Genomic DNA, 17,368 nt, shown 5'->3' with positions numbered 1-17,368 from the left:
TTATATTGCTTTAGGTTTTGCAAAAATCATCCGTCCGGCTGCAGTCTGAAGTACTGAAGTAACGAGTACACCTATTGTTTCTCCAATATGTCTGCGGCCCCCGTCAACAACAATCATAGTGCCATCATCCAAATAAGCCACCCCTTGGCCCAACTCTTTACCATCTTTAACAACATGAACGACCATTTCTTCACCAGGCAGCACTACTGGCTTTACGGCATTGGACAATTCATTAATATTCAACACCGGAACACCCTGCAGTTCTGCAACTTTATTTAAGTTATAATCATTAGTCACTACTTTGGCTTTCAGGATCTGGCCCAATTTGACTAGTTTAGAATCCACTTCAGAAATATCATCAAAATCGCGATTATCAATTTGAACGACCATATTCAGTTCTTTTTGAATCCGATTGAGAATATCCAAGCCCCTGCGACCACGGTTACGTTTAAGCAAATCTGATGAATCAGCAATATGCTGCAGTTCCTCCAGCACAAAAACTGGAATGACGAGTGTACCTTCAATAAAGCCGCTTTTACAAATATCTGCTATTCGTCCATCAATAATAACACTGGTGTCTAATATTTTATATTGATGAATATTGCCTGCCTTACCGTCTTTTTGCTTGTCTTTCCCCAGCTTGGGCAAAGAAGCGAATAGTGAAAATAGTTCGTCCCGTTTACGGATAGCTACATTAATACCCAAATACCCTAGAATAATGCTTAGAACACCGGGAACATACTTACCCACAAGAGGTATAGGTAGAAAAGCCGATCCCAATAAATTCGAGATTATGAGTCCAACAGCAAGCCCTAATGCGCCGGCCAGCACATCATAAACCGGCATTTTATTTAATTTGGCTTCCACCCAGTAAGTAAATTGCCACAACTGTCTGATCAAATAAGGCGCCAGTATAAAGCCTATCGCACCGCCGACCAGACCCCCAAAAATAAAAGACATAATAGTGGTCATTGTTATGCCAAATATTCCAATGTTAAAAAAGTCCTCACTCAACAGGGTAGCTAGATAAGGAATAACCCGGTCTGTCATTACCAGGCCGCCGATTGCTGCAAGTGCGGTTATTACAAATCGCAATACTTTATCAAGCAATCTCTCACCTCCTTTGTATACTTTATTATAAATGAATTTTTGTTTTGCCACAAGAGATTTGACCACATAAATCCAAATTATGGAAAACTATTTCTACTATTGTACCCTGCAAACGACTAAATAATACCTTTAATACCACGAGTATTATATCACAGCATCAACTTACTGTAAAATTATTTATCTTATCACATTGCAACTTTATTGTCAATTCCCCCCCTCCCATGGGCGCCCATTGACAATGAATACCGGCAAATTTATAATAGGTTCAAAGTGAGGTGTAGGAAAATGCACGATAAATGTTGCCTCGATTTTCAAACAGCTGTTGACCAGTATCTCATTCGCCATCGCAGTGCACTGGATGTTATGACAAAGTATCAGGAGTCCTCTGCCCGGGTCAACCGCGCATTTGCCAAAGCGGTAACGGAATGCGGCTGCATAGCGGTAAATGCTCAGCGGCAGCGTGTTCCCGCCGATGTCCAGTACAGTGAAACCCGTCGTTTTATGTCATCTCATATTTCGGGTGAACCTTGCCAATCCTGCAAAGAAGTATTGGCAAATGAATTAGGACATAGCTTATTTTACCTGGCTGCATTATGCAACCTAAGCGGTTTGGAATTAAATCAAATTATGAAGGATGAATTACAAAAGATTAAAACTTTAGGTGCCTTTCATTTGTCTTAGTTACATAACTCATAGTAATAGCAGGCTTAACACAAAAGCTAAAATGCGGTTCGCAAGAATCGCATTTTTTCATATCCAATACATAAACCCCCATTCTGACGGACATGATACAAAGGATACTTTTTCACAAAAATGGGGTGCAAGTATGAGTCGCCTTATTCTTTTTTTTCTATTGTTTTTGCTGCTTCCTCTGACATCCGTCTTTAGTGCAAATAGCGATTTAGAGAATGATTCTGAACTTTTATCCGGCTATATGACTATTGTCGATGAACAAGGCAGCATTGTTTTTCAAACAGGACTAACAGTACGACCTGGTGACGAATTTGTCAATGAAGACAATCGACTTTATGAGGTGACATCTGTCGATGGAACATTAGCCATATCCCGCTATGTAAGAGACGAAACAGTAAGCGCTCTGCCACTGGAAGTCCTTCCGGTCCAGGGTGAGGAGTCCAATCCGCCGCCACTCATCGGCATCTATCATACGCATACTGATGAATGTTATATACCAACAGATGGTACAGCAACCAGTAAAGGCAACGGCAGCATCATCAAAGTCGGTGAAACCTTTGCTACAAGGCTCACGGAACTTGGTTATGAAGTTGATCATCGCAAGACGCTGCATGATCCACATGATGCAAATGCGTATCATCGCTCCCGGAGAACCTTTGCAAAGCTGCTCGGCGAACGTCCTGTAGCACTTTTTGATGTACATCGCGACAGCGCTCCCCTCAAAGCGTATAAGACTTCCTTTAATGGCAAGGATGCTGCTAAAATTCTTTTAGTTGTAGGCCGCCAGAATCAAAACCGTGCAACTACGATGAACTATGCCAAATCTATCAAATCTGCTGCTGACAACAAATATAAGGGCTTGATACGCGGAATTTTTATCGCTCATGGCAACTATAATCAGGATTTGAACCCCCGTGCCATGCTGCTTGAAGTGGGAACACAATATAATAGCCGGGCTGCGGCCGACCATAGTATCACTCTATTTGCCGATATCGTTCCCACTTTTTTAGCAAATACAGCCGGTAATGTAGCTCAAGCCGGCCCCATTGCCAGTGGCAATGGCATCGCTGCCAGCAACATGCCTAATGGTGGGACAAGCAGGGACATGATATATATGGTAGGTGCAGTGATAGTAGGTGGCGCTGCCTTTCTTGTGCTGAGCACAGGCAGTCTAAGTGAAGCAAAGCAGAAATTCAGTAATTTTACTAAGCGTGAATTCGGTGATGTTTTCCGGTTTCGAAAAAAGCGTAAGAATTAAAGGAGCTGAGCCAGGTGGCTGTCAAACGCCGTATGTGGCTTATTGTGGGCTCTATTGCAGCCGGATTGCTGCTCTTACTTGCCCTCTCTCATCTGCTGCCGCTAAACTTTATGTCTGTCCAGCCTAAGCCGGAACAGCAGCCGCAAAAAGTGTACGACTACTATATTATTTTTGATGAAGTAAGCGGCGTAGACTTAATGTATGTACCACTTATTGTTAGCGTTGGTGATGAAGTAATTACAGAAGAAAACAAGCGGTATACCATCATTAAAGTAGAAGAAAACCGGGCCTATGCCCGGTTTGTAGAAGATATTAATTTAGATGAATATAAGCAGAAGTTGAAACAGTAAACGGATATGTTCTACACATGACGGTCTAAGAGTGCCTGTTCCCGCACTCTCTTTAGGCCGTCTTTAATTGCTTTCGCCCGAACTTCCCCAATACCTTCCACTTCATCCAAATCAGAAATTGTTGCATTATAAATCCGGTGCAGCGTTTTAAAATGACTAACCAGATTTTCGGTAATCATCATTGGCAGCCGCGGGATTTTTCTCAATATCCGGTATCCTCTTGGCACTACAGGCACATCAACGGCACTGGCAGTAACACCATAACCTAACAGCCGGCAAACCGTTACCGTCTCAAGAGCTTCTTCAGGCAAAGCCGCCAATTGCTCTCTCACTGCCTCCTGTGCTTTCGCATCTGCACTAACACAATAATCTTTGATTAATAGCATTTCTTCATCTTCTTCAGCCATCAGTTCTTCCATTTGCATATTAACCAAACGGCCTTCATTACCTAATTCAATTATATTTCTCTCAATTTCACGGGCAATACGATTTACCTGTTCAGCCCGGATGAGAACAGCAGCAATATCAGTCAGTGTGGCAAGATCTTCAAACTCGAGAGCGCTTAGAGTTCGCAACCCCCGTGTAAGCACTTGACGATATTTTTCCAGAGTTTGCAATGCCTGATTGGCCCGGTTCAAAATAACAGCTAAGTCTTTTAAAGTATATTTCAAATTTCCGAGATATACAGTAATAACATTACGCCGCTGAGAAATTGCTATCACGAGCGCGCCTGTAGCTTTAGCGGTCCGCTCAGCAGTGCGGTGTCTAGTTCCTGTTTCCGTGGTTTCGATAACTGCATCAGGTACCAATTGAGCGTTAGCATATAAAATCCGCTTTGCATCATTAGACAGAACAAGCGCTCCGTCCATCTTCGCCAATTCATAGAATCCCGCCGGCGTTAGCTCGCAATTTAAAACAAAGCCGCCGTCTACCACTTCCATAATAGAATCGCTGTCACCTATAACGATTAATGCACCCATTTTTGCCCGCAGAACATTTTCCAAACCCTCGCGCAGCATAGTGCCCGGAGCCAGTGTCTTAATCGTTTTGATAAAACGGCCATCCCAAAAACGTTCATCTCTAATTTTTGTCATACGAATACCGCCTCCATGGCCTCAGTAACATCACGTACTCCTACAATCTTCAGACCTTGCTGCTTCAGTTTAAGTCCTGGCAGGTTACCCGCAGGGATCACAAAACGCTTAAAGCCAAGAGTGGCCGCTTCGCTAATGCGAATATCCACCCGTGAAACCATTCGTACTTCACCAGTTAAACCGACTTCGCCCATCACTACGGTTTGGCTGTCAACAGCTATATTACGAAAACTGGAGGCGATGGATAAAGCCACGGCAAGATCAGCTGCCGGTTCATCTATTTTAATGCCGCCAACAGCATTAACATAAGCATCCTGATTAGCCAATGATAACCCAACCCGCTTCTCCAATACTGCCATTAATAAAATTAGCCGGTTATAATCAAAGCCTGCTGCCATCCGACGAGGCATCCCAAAAACTGTTGTGCTGACTAATGCCTGCAATTCAATCAATAATGGCCGTACCCCTTCAAGACAGGCTAGTACAACCGAACCAGGCATATTATGAGAGCGCTCAGCCAACAACAGCACTGACGGATTTACGACTTCCGTCAGCCCATTTTCCTCCATAGAAAAAATTCCACTGTCATTTGTTGAGCCAAAACGATTTTTCATAGCCCGCAGAACCCGGAAGGCATAGTTTCTTTCTCCTTCAAAGTACAACACCACATCTACCATATGCTCAAGTAATCGGGGCCCTGCAATATTACCCTCTTTCGTCACATGGCCAATGATCGCTACCGGAACATCTGTTTCTTTGGCAAAGCGCAGTAGTTTGCCTGTTGCTTCCCTAACCTGACCTACGCTGCCCGGTGCTGATGGAATTTCGGCACTGAACATGGTTTGAATCGAATCAATAATCACTAAGGCTGGCTTCATTGCATTAGCTGCAACCGTAATTTCTTCTAAATTAGTTTCTGTCATAATAAATAAATGATTGCTTAAGCTGCCTAATCGTTCTGCCCGCATACGAGTTTGAACGGCTGATTCTTCACCTGATACGTAAAGCACCGGGCCGTATTGGGCACTAACGCCTGCTGCCACTTGCAGCAATAATGTTGATTTTCCGATACCGGGATCTCCACCGATTAGCATTAATGCTCCCGGCACGATCCCTCCCCCCAGTACACGGTCAAATTCTGCTACGCCTGTAATCCGGCGTCCGACAGCAGTAGTATCAACTTGTGTTATTGGCTTTGGTTTACTGCCCTGGACAAAACGAATGCGTTTATCAGCCTTAGCAGCCGCTATTTCTTCAACCATCGTATTCCAAGCACCGCAACCGGGGCAGCGCCCCAGCCATTTCAGAGAATCTGCGCCGCACTCGGTGCAGCAAAATTTTATTTTTACTTTTGACAAAGTTGATCCTCTCCTGCCTCATTTGAAAGAGCACTCTACATAACAGTAGAGTGCTCTTTTTCGTGATAGTTATTGCTTTTTCCTGCTAGTTATTCTTTTTTCCCAAAAGTAAGTTTACCAGCTTCATCAGCATCTACACGTACCGTATCCCCAGTTGTTGCTTCCCGGCGCAGCATAAGCTCTGCGATAGGATCTTCCACTAACTTTTGAATAGATCGCCGTAGAGGCCTGGCTCCATATTGGAAATCATATCCCTCTTTTACCAGCTCGGATTTGGCTTTTTCTGTCACTTCTAATGCAAGACCAGCATCTTTTAAACGCTTTTCCAGATCGGTCATCATAATTGTTACAATTTCATTTAAATCATCTGCTGTCAAACTGCTAAAAACAATCATTTCGTCGACCCGATTGAGAAATTCAGGCCGGAATTGGCGCTTAACTTCTTCAAGGACACGGGATTTGGCAGTTTCCTGATCATTTTTTGCATTTGCTCCAGCCAGGAATCCCAAGGAAGCACTGTCTTTCTTCAAATGCTGGGCACCAACATTGGAAGTCATAATAATAACAGTGTTTTTAAAATCTACCGTATGGCCTTGGGCATCTGTTAAACGCCCGTCTTCCAATACTTGCAATAAGATATTAAATACATCATAATGGGCCTTTTCAATTTCATCCAGCAGTATAACCGAATAAGGCTTCCTGCGTACAGCATCTGTTAACTGACCACCCTCATCATATCCAACATATCCGGGAGGTGCACCGACGAGGCGGGAAACGGTGTGCTTCTCCATATATTCGGACATATCCAGTCTGATCATGGCTTCTTCATCACCAAACATAGCTTCCGCAAGTGCCCGGGCAAGCTCTGTTTTACCTACGCCGGTAGGTCCCAGAAAGATAAACGATCCAATCGGGCGTTTGGGATCTTTCAGTCCCGCCCTGGCGCGACGTACTGCTCTGGATACTGCGGCTACCGCATCATGCTGACCTACAACTCTTTTATGCAGCACTTCTTCCAGCTTAAGTAGTCTCTCAGACTCTTCCTCAGCCAGTTTCTTTACTGGAATTCCCGTCCAGCTGGCAACAACGTGAGCAATGTCATCACTTGTTACGACAACCCTTTTGCTGTCTGGCTGTTTCCATTCATTTTGCTTTGCTTCTAACTGCTGACGCAGTCTTTGTTCTTCATCCCGCAATTTTGCAGCTTGCTCAAACTCTTGTCCATTGATAGCGGCCTCTTTCTCTGCGCGTACTTGTTCCAGCTTCTTTTCTGTCTCTTTGAGATCCGGCGGCAGTGAAAAAGCCTGTAATCGCACTCGTGATGCCGCCTCATCCATTAAATCAATCGCTTTATCAGGTAAAAAGCGGTCAGATATATAGCGATGTGACAACTTAACAGCATTTTCAATCGCGTCATCTGTAATTTGAGCTTTATGAAAAGCCTCATACCGATCCCGCAGCCCCTGTAAGATCTTAATCGCATCCTCTTCCGATGGTTCACCTACCTGAATGGTCTGGAAGCGTCTCTCCAATGCAGTATCTTTTTCAATATGTTTCTTATATTCATTTAATGTGGTTGCACCAATGCACTGCAGCTCGCCTCTTGCTAAAACGGGCTTTAGAATATTGGCTGCATCCATAGCGCCCTCAGCTGCTCCGGCTCCAATCAACGTATGCAGCTCATCAATAAATAAGATGATATTGCCGGCTTGACGAATTTCATCCATCACTTTTTTCAAGCGTTCTTCAAATTCACCTCGGTATTTTGATCCTGCGATAATAGACGCCATATTAAGAGATACTACCCTTTTGTCTCGCAATGTCTCCGGTACCATACCATCGATGATACGTTGGGCCAGCCCTTCAGCAATAGCCGTCTTACCAACACCGGGTTCACCAATAAGAACCGGATTATTTTTCGTTCGGCGGCTTAAAATTTGGATAACCCTTTCAATCTCAGTATCTCTGCCAATGACCGGATCAATTTTTCCTTCTTTGGCCAGTTTATTGAGATCACGCCCATATTCATTCAAAGAAGGTGTCTCAACGCTGCTCTTAGCTTGTTGATTGCCTGCCTGCGAACCTGCGCCCGACATAGCCATACCGCCCAGCAACTCAATGACTCTTTGACGGACGACAGCAATATCTGCGCCTAGCCTCTCCAGTACCTGAGCAGCCACTCCCTCACCTTCACGAATCAGCCCAAGCAATAAATGCTCAGTACCAATATAACTGTGACCTAGCCGCTGCGCTTCTTCAAAAGCAAGCTGAATGACCTTTTTGGAACGAGGGGTATAGTTGATTTGCTCTACCTGATCGTCACCTCGGCCTATCATCACTTCTACCTGATTGCGAACCATTTCCAGATTTATATTGAGAGATGCAAGCGCTTTTGCAGCTACGCCCTCTCCTTCGTGAATCAAGCCTAACAATAAATGCTCTGTGCCAAGATAATCATGGCCTAACCGCAGCGCCTCTTGTTGAGCAAGGACCAGTACTTTCTTAGCTCGTTCCGTAAATTTATCAAGCATCATTATTTCCTCCCTTAACGTCAGTTAATTTTTCTCTAATAACCTGAGCACGCAAAGCTTCTCTTTCTCCCCGACGGATATCCGTTATTCTCGCAAACTTTTGTAAAAAGTTAGGTCTGCTTACTACCAATAACTCATTAAAGATGGTCGGAGGAGCTTCATCAATCAGCTTCAAATCAATGCCCAATCTCACTTCACTTAGTAAAGCCAGCGCTTCCTGCCCCGAAATGCTGCGTGCATAGCGCAGTACCCCATAGGCACGCCACACCCGGTCAGCTAACATATCTTTTGAATCCCGTATCAGCGCCTCCCGTGCTGCCCGCTCCTGTCCAACAACCTGCATAACAACAGCTTGGAGGTTAGAAACGATTTCCTGTTCATTCTGCCCCAAAGTAAGCTGATTAGAAATTTGAAAAATGTTACCTACAGCCTCTGTTCCTTCGCCATACAGTCCACGAACTGTCAATCCAATTTGAGTGGCAGCTCCGATAATACGATTAATCTGTTTTGTAAGTACAAGGGCTGGCAAATGAATCATAACAGATGCCCTTAGGCCCGTACCTACATTTGTTGGGCAAGCTGTCAAATATCCCACCTGCTCATGAAATGCAAAAGAATGGCGGGCTTCAAGAATATCATCAACCTCATTTGCTAACGCCATTGTGTCAGGCAGATTTAAGCCTGGCAGCAAACATTGGACTCGAAGATGGTCTTCTTCATTTACGAGAATGGCCACAGCAGCATCATCACGCACAATGAGGGCCCGATTAGCCGGCTCCTGAACATGACTTGGACTAATAATATGTTTCTCTACAAGAACATTTCTTTCTAATGGTTCCAGACTTTCCATATCAATAAACAGATAGCAGTGATTATCCTGATTACTTAAATCTGTAACTGATTTACGGAGCTCTGCCATTACTCCTGCTAATATTTCATCGCTAGCCCGATTAGGAAAAGGAGTCTGATCCAAATTGCGGGCTAACCGAATTCGACTTGATAGGACAATGTCACTTTCCGGTCCTTCCCCCTTCATCCAGCCATTAAGCGGCTCATCTAGAAGTTGTTCAATTGTCATACATTCCCCTCCTCGCTTGCCGAACTAAGCAGTTCTTTCTCCAGCCCACGAATTTCATCACGAATTTTAGCGGCCTCTTCATACTTTTCCTGAACAATTTGCCTCTCTAAATCATAACGCAACTTTTTTATTCGCTGTTTTAATTCCAGGGTAGCTCCAGTCCGCCGGGGAAGCTTGCCTGTATGAGTACTCACACCATGGATGCGGCGCAAAAGTGGTTCAACATGGTCACCAAAGGTACTATAACAAGCACTGCAGCCGAACTTGCCGATACGACTAAAATCATGATACGTCATTCCGCAATTGGGGCAGGCTTTACCTGTTTTAGCAAGTACATTATCAGCTGCACCTGCATAAAACATATTTTTTAAAAAGTCATGTACGGAAAACTTAGAATCAAGAGAAAAAGCAATATCACCATAAGCTTGTGCACATTGATTACACAAATGCTTATCAATTTTTTGATTGTTTGTAATTTGTGTTATATGCACGGAAGCCGGTCTTTTCTGGCAATCATCACACAACATTAGCACTCGCTCCTTTACCTATTCATTTGCAGCATTCACTTGCAGCAATAATCTGCGAATCGCTTCCACTCGTTCATAGGGAGGTAAATATTGATATAAAACAGAGAAAGCTTCCATGAGTAAAACTGATTCTCTGCCTGTTAGCAAGCCATTCTCGCGTAAATGAATCAACATACCATGTAGATCATTCAGTGAAATGTCAATATCAATTTGTTCTGCTGCATTTTCAAAAATAATGGTATGAAGGGGAACACGTGCGATCCGCACAAAACCTCCCAGGCCTCGCCGGGATTCAACAATAAATCCTCTGGCGACGGAAAAACGAGTATTTAAAACATAACTAATCTGAGAAGGTGCACAAGCTAACTCATCAGCCAGTTCATTACGCCTTAATATGATAATATCGCCTTGCTGTCCTGCCAGCTTTCGTAAAATAAAGCGTTCTATTTCATCTGCCAAATTGCTCATATACGGCCACCACACTTCTGTCCTTTTGTTTATTTGACTTTATTTGACCTTTTGCTTTTATTATATTTGACCTTTTGACTAATTGCAATAGTCCCTCGCATTTTTTATGATATTTCTATTATTGCCATACTGTGAGTAAAATTACGAGCAAAAGAAATTAAAAGCGGAGAGAAATTGCTCCGCAATCACTCTCCGCTTGCATAATTATCTACTTATTGTACTTCTACTACTAGATATTTAAGATAATGAGTTTCTGCAGCTGCAGGCAAAATCGGGTGATCCTTTGCCTGTGTACGATAATCGACTTCTCTGATAACTCTTCGAGCATCCTTGGCTGCATCTACTACGATGGCTCTGAATAACTCCCTGTCCATATGAAAAGAGCAGGAGCAGGTGATAAGAAAGCCCCCTGGTCGAACCAGTTTCATGCCTCTTAAGTTGATTTCTTTATAGCCTCTGGCTGCCCCCTCCAGAGAAGACCGACTTTTGGTAAAAGCAGGAGGGTCAAGGATTACAACATCGTATTGCCGTTTTTCTTCCGTTTGGGCCCTTAAGACATCAAAAGCATTACCGACTGAGAAGCTGCAAATATCACTTACGTCATTTAATTCGGCATTCTTTTGCGCCACTTCAATGGCAAGATCAGAGATATCCAAAGCAGTTACACTTTTTGCGCCATACTTAGCTGCATGAACTGCAAAAGACCCTGTATGACAGAAGCAATCCAGTACTTCGGCTCCGGCTACAAAATGCTTGAGCACTTGTCGATTCTCCCTCTGATCATAGAAAAAACCGGTTTTTTGCCCATTCTCGATATCAGCATAGAAGGGAAAACCATTCTCTCTTACTTCAATTAGCGTAGGGAAGTTTCCTTTTAGGAACCCTTTGCGCATATCTAGACCTTCCAGTTTACGTACAGGCACATCATTGCGCTCGTAAATACCAGCAGGCTGAAACATTTCATCTAGTACAGAGACAATTGTTTCTTTATGAACATCAATTCCTAATGCCAACGTTTGAATCACAATATACTCACCAAATTTATCAACAATCAGCGCCGGCAGAAAATCAGCCTCACCAAAAACAAGACGGCAATACTCCGGTTCACTTACAAAACGCTGGCGATATTTCCATGCCGCAGCGATGCGTTTTTGAAAAAAGCTCCGGTCAATTGGCTCTTGCTCACGTGTCATTATGCGAACAATAATTTGTGAACGGGGGTTAATGTACCCTCTGCCGATAAAGCGCCCCCTGTGATTGCATACATCAACTATACTACCTGGCTGAAAATCACCTTCGATACGATCCACTTCACTTTGGTACATCCAGGGATGTCCGCTCTCAATACGATGCTGAGCCCCTTTACGAATATAGACAGTAGCTGTCGCTTCCATTATAGCGCCTCATTTCACGTGCATTTTTACTTATGTTTATTTTTGCATAAGCAGCGCTATATGAAGCAGGTGATACGGGTTACTACCACGTTCCTTCAAATAACTGCTCTGCTATTATACTTTATCCAGCACCTTCTGTCCAAATTCCTTGCCAAAGGCAAAACATTTATCCAGCTCTTGTGCATTTGCAGTCCATTTAACAGTTAGCCCAGCTTTATCCACGTCAACGCCTGCTGCTGTCAATAATTCTTCCATAGCTGCTTGGGAGCCTCCCGCCCAACCATAGGCACCAAACGCCGCACCAATTTTATTTGCCGGTCTCAGGCCTTTCATATACAGCAGCATAGCACCAACTGTCGGCATCATGCCATTGTTTAACGTTGATGAGCCCACTAGAATCCCTTTAGCCTCTAATAGATCCCACATTACTTCGCTGCGGTCTGCACCTGAAAGGCGGTATAGTTTTCCTTGCACTCCGGCAGCAGCAAGACCGTCCAGAATACGGCGTGCCATTTTTTCTGTTGCACCCCACATGCTGTCATAGGCAACAATCACTTTATTCGAAGCTGCGCCTCTGCTCCATTGCTCATATTTTGCAAGAATGGCATCAATATGGCTGCGCCACACTACACCATGGCTGGGAGCAATCATTTTGATGGGATAACGGCCGGCCTTTTCTAATGCTTTTGGTACTAGTCTGTTAAAAGGCATCAGGATATTGGCATAATACTTCGCAGCCTCATAAAGAACTTCATTAAGATCATTCTCATCATCAAACCGCTGGGTACTGCTATAATGTTGACCAAATGCATCATTTGAAAAAAGAATCTGTTCACCATCTAAGTAGCACGCCATCGAGTCAGGCCAGTGCAGCATCGGAAGCGGTATGAAATGCAATTTATTGCGTCCTAAATCAAGCATATCTCCTTCTTTGACTACCTGATAATTGGCCTCCCGCTCATAATACTTTAATACCCCTTCGGTACCTTTGTCGGTGAGAACAACTGTGGCTTGAGGCGCTCGATCCAAAATAGCAGGTAAAGCACTGGAATGATCCGGCTCGATATGATTTGTGACAATATAATCAATGCTGGATGGATCTACAATTTCTGAAATTCTTTCGAGTAGCTCAGCGGCAAAGGGCGCTTTTACTGTGTCAATTAAACATATTTTTTCATCCACAATGAGAAACGCATTGTAGGTAACACCTCTAGGCGTAGTATATCCGTGAAAATCACGAATATTCCAGTCTACTGCTCCTACAGAATATACACCTTTCGCCAACTCAACTTTGTTCATGCATTTACTCTCCTTCTATCTGTAAAATATCATTGCTATACTAAATTACCAATGGGCAAAACTCATTTAATGGTTATGCTTACAGCTATTATAGCAATTGTACACTTTATCGTCATATTCCTTCCTATATCTTTATTTTTACTGCTTTTGTTCATTAAATAAACTTTAAAGTATAAACCAATTCCACCAAATAAATCTTTACTTTCTGCCTTGACCACTATATAATGAAAAGTTGAAATATGCATATAATATATGGCGTAATACTGCTATTATAGCTGTGAAAAATCACGTTTTTCCAAATAAAACCTTTCGATTTTTATGGAGAAACATACGCCGCCTCACTGTTAAAAATTCTACTATTGAGAAGGGGCGCTTTGTGATGAAATTAACTGGTAAACATCTACTTGTCGACATGTACGGCTGCAGCTTTAAAACCTTAGACGATCTTGCACTCATTAAAGAAGCTATGCTAACTGCAATAGCAGATGCTAACATGACTCTTCTTAACTTTTCTTATCAAAAAATTGAACCACAGGGCCTGGCGGCATGCGCCCTCCTTGCAGAGAGCCACTTGAGCATCCATACGTATCCTACCCTCGGGTATGCAGCTATTGATGTATACACTTGTTCCGACCGCAGCCGGCCAGATAAAGCAATATCAGTACTCAAGACCTTTTTGAAGCCGGAAAAGGTCAAAGCAACCACAATAAAGCGCGGTGATTTTGGTTCTGAAAAGGATATGAAGCCAAAAATTAAAGTAACCATCGCTCCCTTGCGCCGTGTAAAAAATACGGGAGCAAAAGTGCTAAAATTATTATCACGCAACCGCTAAAAGGATAAGACAGTTGCTTGCAAAGCAACTGTCTTTTTTATTTTACGGCTTTCATTTCGTGAACATCGCCGGATCTATCTGTTATAATTAACGTACGAGAAACAGCATATAAATTGGAGGATATTTTGCAATGAATAATGATAATAGCAGTTTTGAACGCAAAATTGCTAATCAAATGAAACGGTTTACGCACTTTTTACACTTGTTTTTCTGTTTAGCTCTCATTATAACAGTCTTAATGACGCTAGTAATTTTCTTTACCGACTTTTATTCGATTTTTACTACTGGCAATGTAAGCAAAGGAACAATTCATGCTTTAGGCGCATTACTCATCTTATGGACACTTTCCGAATTGCTAAATTCTGAAATACGCCATTTAAAAGGTGAACCGATTAGAGTTACCCTGTTTATTGAAGTAGCAATTGCCGCGATGGTCCGGAAACTGCTAATTCTTAGCTCTGAGGGTATCTCTTTGCAGGAAGGCAGCATGTATTTGGCAAGTTTACTAGTATTAGGGCTTGTATATTGGCTTTTGCAACCTAGAACACTGCCTAGATAACAATTATTGGAAATTAGTCTTGACAAAGCCGTCCTCATCGATAATAATATTCCATAGAGAATAATATTGATTAAATGTAGGAGGGATCTATTAATGAGTAATACTGACAAGAACCTGGCTAGTGCTTTTGCCGGTGAATCACAAGCAAATCGCAAATACCTGGCTTTCGCTAAACAGGCCGAGCTTGAAGGCTACGCACAAGTTGCTAAACTCTTCCGTGCTACTGCTGAAGCAGAAACCATCCATGCATTTGCTGAATTAAAGGCCAAAGGCGGCATTAAATCTACCGCTGAAAATTTAAAAGAGGCTGTTTCAGGTGAAACATACGAGTTCAATGAAATGTATCCGCCTTTCATTGCAGAGGCCAAGGCAGAAGGTAACGCTGCTGCTGCCCGAGTATTTCATCTAGCCAACGAGGCAGAGAAAGTACATGCAGCCCTTTATACCAAAGCGCTGGAGCATTTGGCTTCTAATGACGAATATGATGTTTACTTGTGCCCAATTTGTGGCCACATTGCTGAAAAACACACTCCAGACTCCTGTCCAATCTGCGGTGCTAAAGCCAGCGCCTACAAAAAAATTGATTAATACTATAATAAGAAACCGCGAACATACAAATGTTTGCGGTTTCTTATTATAGTATTTAAAAATTATACATTATTTGTTAATAAAATCGTCAGATAAGTATTAATATTCTTTCTATAATGGTATAATTAAATAAATTGTTTTTTAACTTTATCTTTCCTAAGGAGGGATTAAACGACTACATAAGTTATATATTTAAAAGATGGGAGCTGGTTATTAAAGCATTCTTTGAGCACTGCAGTATGCGCACCGTCTCCAACAGTTGCATCTTTAATTGAAAATTTGGGAGGGAAATTCGTGAAGCAATATCAAAAACTCTTACTGGGATTTGTTTTAGGTGTTGTTATTGGTCTGATTGGTTATTATTTCGTTCCCCAAAAATCGTTTCCCTTTATGAAGTCGTTTACAGATATTTGTACCTTAACCGGTGCTGTATTCCTCAGAACAATTTTTATGGTTGTTGTTCCCCTCTTAGTGTCGGCTTTGATTCTCGGTGTATTTGAGCTTGGAAAAGGCCGTGGCTTAGGAGCGGTAGCTAAAAAATCCATGGCATTTACCCTCGTTTTGAGTTTCTTAGCTGTAATTATTGCCGTTACATTAACGAATGTCATGCAGCCGGGCGTTGGCTTAACTTTTGATAAAGAAGCCCTCGCTTCCAATCAAGGCGTACTATCTATTCAGAAAAATGTGCAAGCAGCGAAAGATAAGCCCTGGTATCAATACTTCATTGATTTAATTCCGCAAAACCCGGTTGACTCAGCCGCGCGAGCCTTCGGGGGCGAAATTATCGCGCTCATGGTCTTTTCATTAATGTTTGGTTATGCACTTAGCATGATCGTTGAGGATGAAGATAATCCATTTATAAAAATGCTTGATACCATTTTTAAGGCGTCTCTAAAAATTATTGAATGGGCTATGATGTTAGCTCCTTACGGTATTTTCGCCATTGTCTTTAATACAACTTACAGGTTAGGTGCAGGGTTCCTCCAAAACGTTGCTTATTTTGCAGGTGTTGTTGTCCTTGGCCTTTTGATCCAACAATTTGTTGTTTATGCTTTATGTCTTAAGATCTTCGCTAAGACTAATCCTTGGCAGTTTTTTAAGAAGTGTCAGGAGGTTTACGTATACGCCTTCTCGACAGCATCTTCTAATGCTACGCTGCCAATAGCTTTGGATACAGCAGAAAACGTATTAAAAATGCCTGCTAAGATTTCCCGCTTTGTACTAACCTGCGGAGCTTCAGCCAATCAAAATGGCACAGCCCTCTTCGAAGGCGTTGTTGTTTTATTCTTGGCACAAGTTTATGGCATCAACCTCTCAATTGAAAGTCAGCTTGTTGTGGTACTGATGGCTGTTCTAGCTGGAGTAGGCACTGCGGGCGTCCCGGGAGGCTCCCTCCCGCTCATCGCCATCCTCTGCGTTCAAGTAGGAGTTCCACCAGAAGGCATGGGCTTGATACTCGGCGTAGACCGCTTCCTCGATATGTGCAGAACAACCTTAAATGTATCGGGTGACTTGGTAATAGCTAAACTAGTCAGTGCAACCGTACCGGCAGAGATTTCCGGTGACACTAATCATTCTTCTAACATAAGCGCATAATAATATAATAATCAATAGAGGGCTGCTTCACTACAGAAGCAGCCCTCTATTATTTACTCTCGTTCACTACTGACTGCACATAAGGATGCTGCCATCACACCAACCCCAGCACCAACCCAGGATGCAATTAGAACCCAGTACCATTCCACCATATTAGTCACCGTCCCTAAACATAGTAGTAATTAATATGTTGTGGACAAGAAAAAAGACCTGCAAAGCAAAAAAGCACTTACATTCGTAAGTGCTTTTGTTTAATCAGCGACTTCCTATCCTCCCAGGCAGCTGTTCCAGCCAAGCCCTTCCGCCAGGGAAAGCGCCGATAGCACCCTATCTGCGTTGTTTGCTCCTGCGGGGCTCGTTCGGCGTACTTCCAGTACAGCCTCCCTTCTCTCCTCGTCGCACCTAGCAGCTAGAGCACTCTCGTCGCTTTCCCCGCTTTGCATGATTAATCCTACTGCCAAACGTTATATTCTCTTGGACGAATCAGGCAGGGGGAGCGTCGTTGCATAAGCGTAGGCTAAGCGCCAGCCTCGGAGCGTTGTAACGGCGCTCTCCCTGTCAGACTTATCAATACAAAGCAAAAAAGCACTCACAGTTGTAAGTGCTTTTGTCTAATCAGCGACTTCCTATCCT

At 43.0% G+C, this 17,368-nt stretch carries 16 protein-coding genes; 7 read left to right on the top strand and 9 right to left on the bottom strand.

Features of this window, described 5'->3' with window-relative positions:
- On the bottom strand, nucleotides 1-1,110 hold the full coding sequence (locus RTR76_RS18505; RefSeq protein ID WP_312523684.1) for a PIN/TRAM domain-containing protein: 1,110 nt from the start codon (nucleotides 1,108-1,110) through the stop codon (nucleotides 1-3).
- 285 nt (nucleotides 1,111-1,395) lie between these two features.
- On the opposite strand from RTR76_RS18505, the gene RTR76_RS18500 reads away from it, so the two are divergent.
- From RTR76_RS18500 to RTR76_RS18490, 3 genes are all read left to right on the top strand, one after another.
- Entirely contained in the window at nucleotides 1,396-1,791 is a 396-nt protein-coding gene (locus RTR76_RS18500; RefSeq protein WP_132083442.1) for a DUF1573 domain-containing protein, read from the top strand.
- Nucleotides 1,792-1,936: 145 nt separating this feature from the next.
- Nucleotides 1,937-3,061, top strand: a complete 1,125-nt coding sequence (gene spoIIP / locus RTR76_RS18495; protein ID WP_312523682.1) for a stage II sporulation protein P — start codon at nucleotides 1,937-1,939, stop codon at nucleotides 3,059-3,061.
- Nucleotides 3,062-3,075: 14 nt separating this feature from the next.
- Complete coding sequence (locus RTR76_RS18490; protein ID WP_312523680.1) at nucleotides 3,076-3,411, top strand: stage II sporulation protein P; 336 nt, start codon at nucleotides 3,076-3,078, stop codon at nucleotides 3,409-3,411.
- 11 nt (nucleotides 3,412-3,422) lie between these two features.
- Here RTR76_RS18490 and disA read toward each other — a convergent pair whose 3' ends face one another.
- The 8 genes from disA to RTR76_RS18450 form a co-directional block, all read right to left on the bottom strand.
- Nucleotides 3,423-4,505, bottom strand: coding sequence for a DNA integrity scanning diadenylate cyclase DisA (gene disA / locus RTR76_RS18485; RefSeq protein ID WP_312523675.1), 1,083 nt, complete (start codon nucleotides 4,503-4,505; stop codon nucleotides 3,423-3,425).
- Nucleotides 4,502-5,863, bottom strand: coding sequence for a DNA repair protein RadA (radA, locus tag RTR76_RS18480; RefSeq protein WP_312523664.1), 1,362 nt, complete (start codon nucleotides 5,861-5,863; stop codon nucleotides 4,502-4,504). Before radA ends, disA begins: the two co-directional genes overlap by 4 nt.
- A gap of 89 nt (nucleotides 5,864-5,952) precedes the next feature.
- On the bottom strand, nucleotides 5,953-8,394 hold the full coding sequence (locus RTR76_RS18475; RefSeq protein ID WP_312523715.1) for an ATP-dependent Clp protease ATP-binding subunit: 2,442 nt from the start codon (nucleotides 8,392-8,394) through the stop codon (nucleotides 5,953-5,955).
- A complete protein-coding gene (locus RTR76_RS18470) occupies nucleotides 8,387-9,472 on the bottom strand; it encodes a protein arginine kinase (RefSeq protein WP_312523651.1) in 1,086 nt (361 codons plus the stop codon). Before RTR76_RS18470 ends, RTR76_RS18475 begins: the two co-directional genes overlap by 8 nt.
- On the bottom strand, nucleotides 9,469-9,999 hold the full coding sequence (locus RTR76_RS18465; protein ID WP_312523650.1) for a UvrB/UvrC motif-containing protein: 531 nt from the start codon (nucleotides 9,997-9,999) through the stop codon (nucleotides 9,469-9,471). Before RTR76_RS18465 ends, RTR76_RS18470 begins: the two co-directional genes overlap by 4 nt.
- An 18-nt stretch (nucleotides 10,000-10,017) precedes the next feature.
- A complete protein-coding gene (locus tag RTR76_RS18460) occupies nucleotides 10,018-10,467 on the bottom strand; it encodes a CtsR family transcriptional regulator (RefSeq protein WP_312523648.1) in 450 nt (149 codons plus the stop codon).
- A gap of 212 nt (nucleotides 10,468-10,679) precedes the next feature.
- A complete protein-coding gene (locus RTR76_RS18455; protein WP_312523647.1) occupies nucleotides 10,680-11,861 on the bottom strand; it encodes a class I SAM-dependent rRNA methyltransferase in 1,182 nt (393 codons plus the stop codon).
- Nucleotides 11,862-11,975: 114 nt separating this feature from the next.
- On the bottom strand, nucleotides 11,976-13,160 hold the full coding sequence (locus RTR76_RS18450) for an FprA family A-type flavoprotein (RefSeq protein WP_312523646.1): 1,185 nt from the start codon (nucleotides 13,158-13,160) through the stop codon (nucleotides 11,976-11,978).
- A 379-nt stretch (nucleotides 13,161-13,539) separates the two neighbouring features.
- Between RTR76_RS18450 and speD the strand changes: the two genes are divergently transcribed.
- From speD to RTR76_RS18430, 4 genes are all read left to right on the top strand, one after another.
- Entirely contained in the window at nucleotides 13,540-13,992 is a 453-nt protein-coding gene (gene speD, locus RTR76_RS18445) for an adenosylmethionine decarboxylase (protein WP_312523714.1), read from the top strand.
- A 130-nt stretch (nucleotides 13,993-14,122) separates the two neighbouring features.
- Nucleotides 14,123-14,551 (top strand): phosphate-starvation-inducible PsiE family protein, encoded by a 429-nt coding sequence (locus RTR76_RS18440; RefSeq protein ID WP_312523644.1) that lies wholly within the window; start codon nucleotides 14,123-14,125, stop codon nucleotides 14,549-14,551.
- 93 nt (nucleotides 14,552-14,644) lie between these two features.
- Nucleotides 14,645-15,139 (top strand): rubrerythrin family protein, encoded by a 495-nt coding sequence (locus RTR76_RS18435; protein WP_312523637.1) that lies wholly within the window; start codon nucleotides 14,645-14,647, stop codon nucleotides 15,137-15,139.
- 294 nt (nucleotides 15,140-15,433) lie between these two features.
- On the top strand, nucleotides 15,434-16,735 hold the full coding sequence (locus RTR76_RS18430) for a dicarboxylate/amino acid:cation symporter (protein WP_312523635.1): 1,302 nt from the start codon (nucleotides 15,434-15,436) through the stop codon (nucleotides 16,733-16,735).
- Nucleotides 16,736-17,368 lie beyond the last annotated feature (633 nt).

Source organism: Anaerospora sp. (assembly GCF_032013335.1).
Taxonomy (GTDB): Bacteria; Bacillota; Negativicutes; order Sporomusales; family DSM-15969; genus Anaerospora.
The sequence above is the reverse complement of the archived record's forward strand: the minus strand, read 5'-3'. Positions and strand labels throughout refer to the sequence as shown.

Coding starts and splice junctions, on each gene's coding strand:
- RTR76_RS18435 (WP_312523637.1), top strand. CDS start 14,645: ATGAGTAATACTGACAAGAACCTGGCTAGTGCTTTTGCCGGTGAATCA.
- spoIIP (WP_312523682.1), top strand. CDS start 1,937: ATGAGTCGCCTTATTCTTTTTTTTCTATTGTTTTTGCTGCTTCCTCTG.
- disA (WP_312523675.1), bottom strand. CDS start 4,505: ATGACAAAAATTAGAGATGAACGTTTTTGGGATGGCCGTTTTATCAAA.
- RTR76_RS18500 (WP_132083442.1), top strand. CDS start 1,396: ATGCACGATAAATGTTGCCTCGATTTTCAAACAGCTGTTGACCAGTAT.
- RTR76_RS18455 (WP_312523647.1), bottom strand. CDS start 11,861: ATGGAAGCGACAGCTACTGTCTATATTCGTAAAGGGGCTCAGCATCGT.
- RTR76_RS18450 (WP_312523646.1), bottom strand. CDS start 13,160: ATGAACAAAGTTGAGTTGGCGAAAGGTGTATATTCTGTAGGAGCAGTA.
- speD (WP_312523714.1), top strand. CDS start 13,540: ATGAAATTAACTGGTAAACATCTACTTGTCGACATGTACGGCTGCAGC.
- RTR76_RS18470 (WP_312523651.1), bottom strand. CDS start 9,472: ATGACAATTGAACAACTTCTAGATGAGCCGCTTAATGGCTGGATGAAG.
- RTR76_RS18475 (WP_312523715.1), bottom strand. CDS start 8,394: ATGCTTGATAAATTTACGGAACGAGCTAAGAAAGTACTGGTCCTTGCT.
- RTR76_RS18440 (WP_312523644.1), top strand. CDS start 14,123: ATGAATAATGATAATAGCAGTTTTGAACGCAAAATTGCTAATCAAATG.
- RTR76_RS18465 (WP_312523650.1), bottom strand. CDS start 9,999: ATGTTGTGTGATGATTGCCAGAAAAGACCGGCTTCCGTGCATATAACA.
- RTR76_RS18460 (WP_312523648.1), bottom strand. CDS start 10,467: ATGAGCAATTTGGCAGATGAAATAGAACGCTTTATTTTACGAAAGCTG.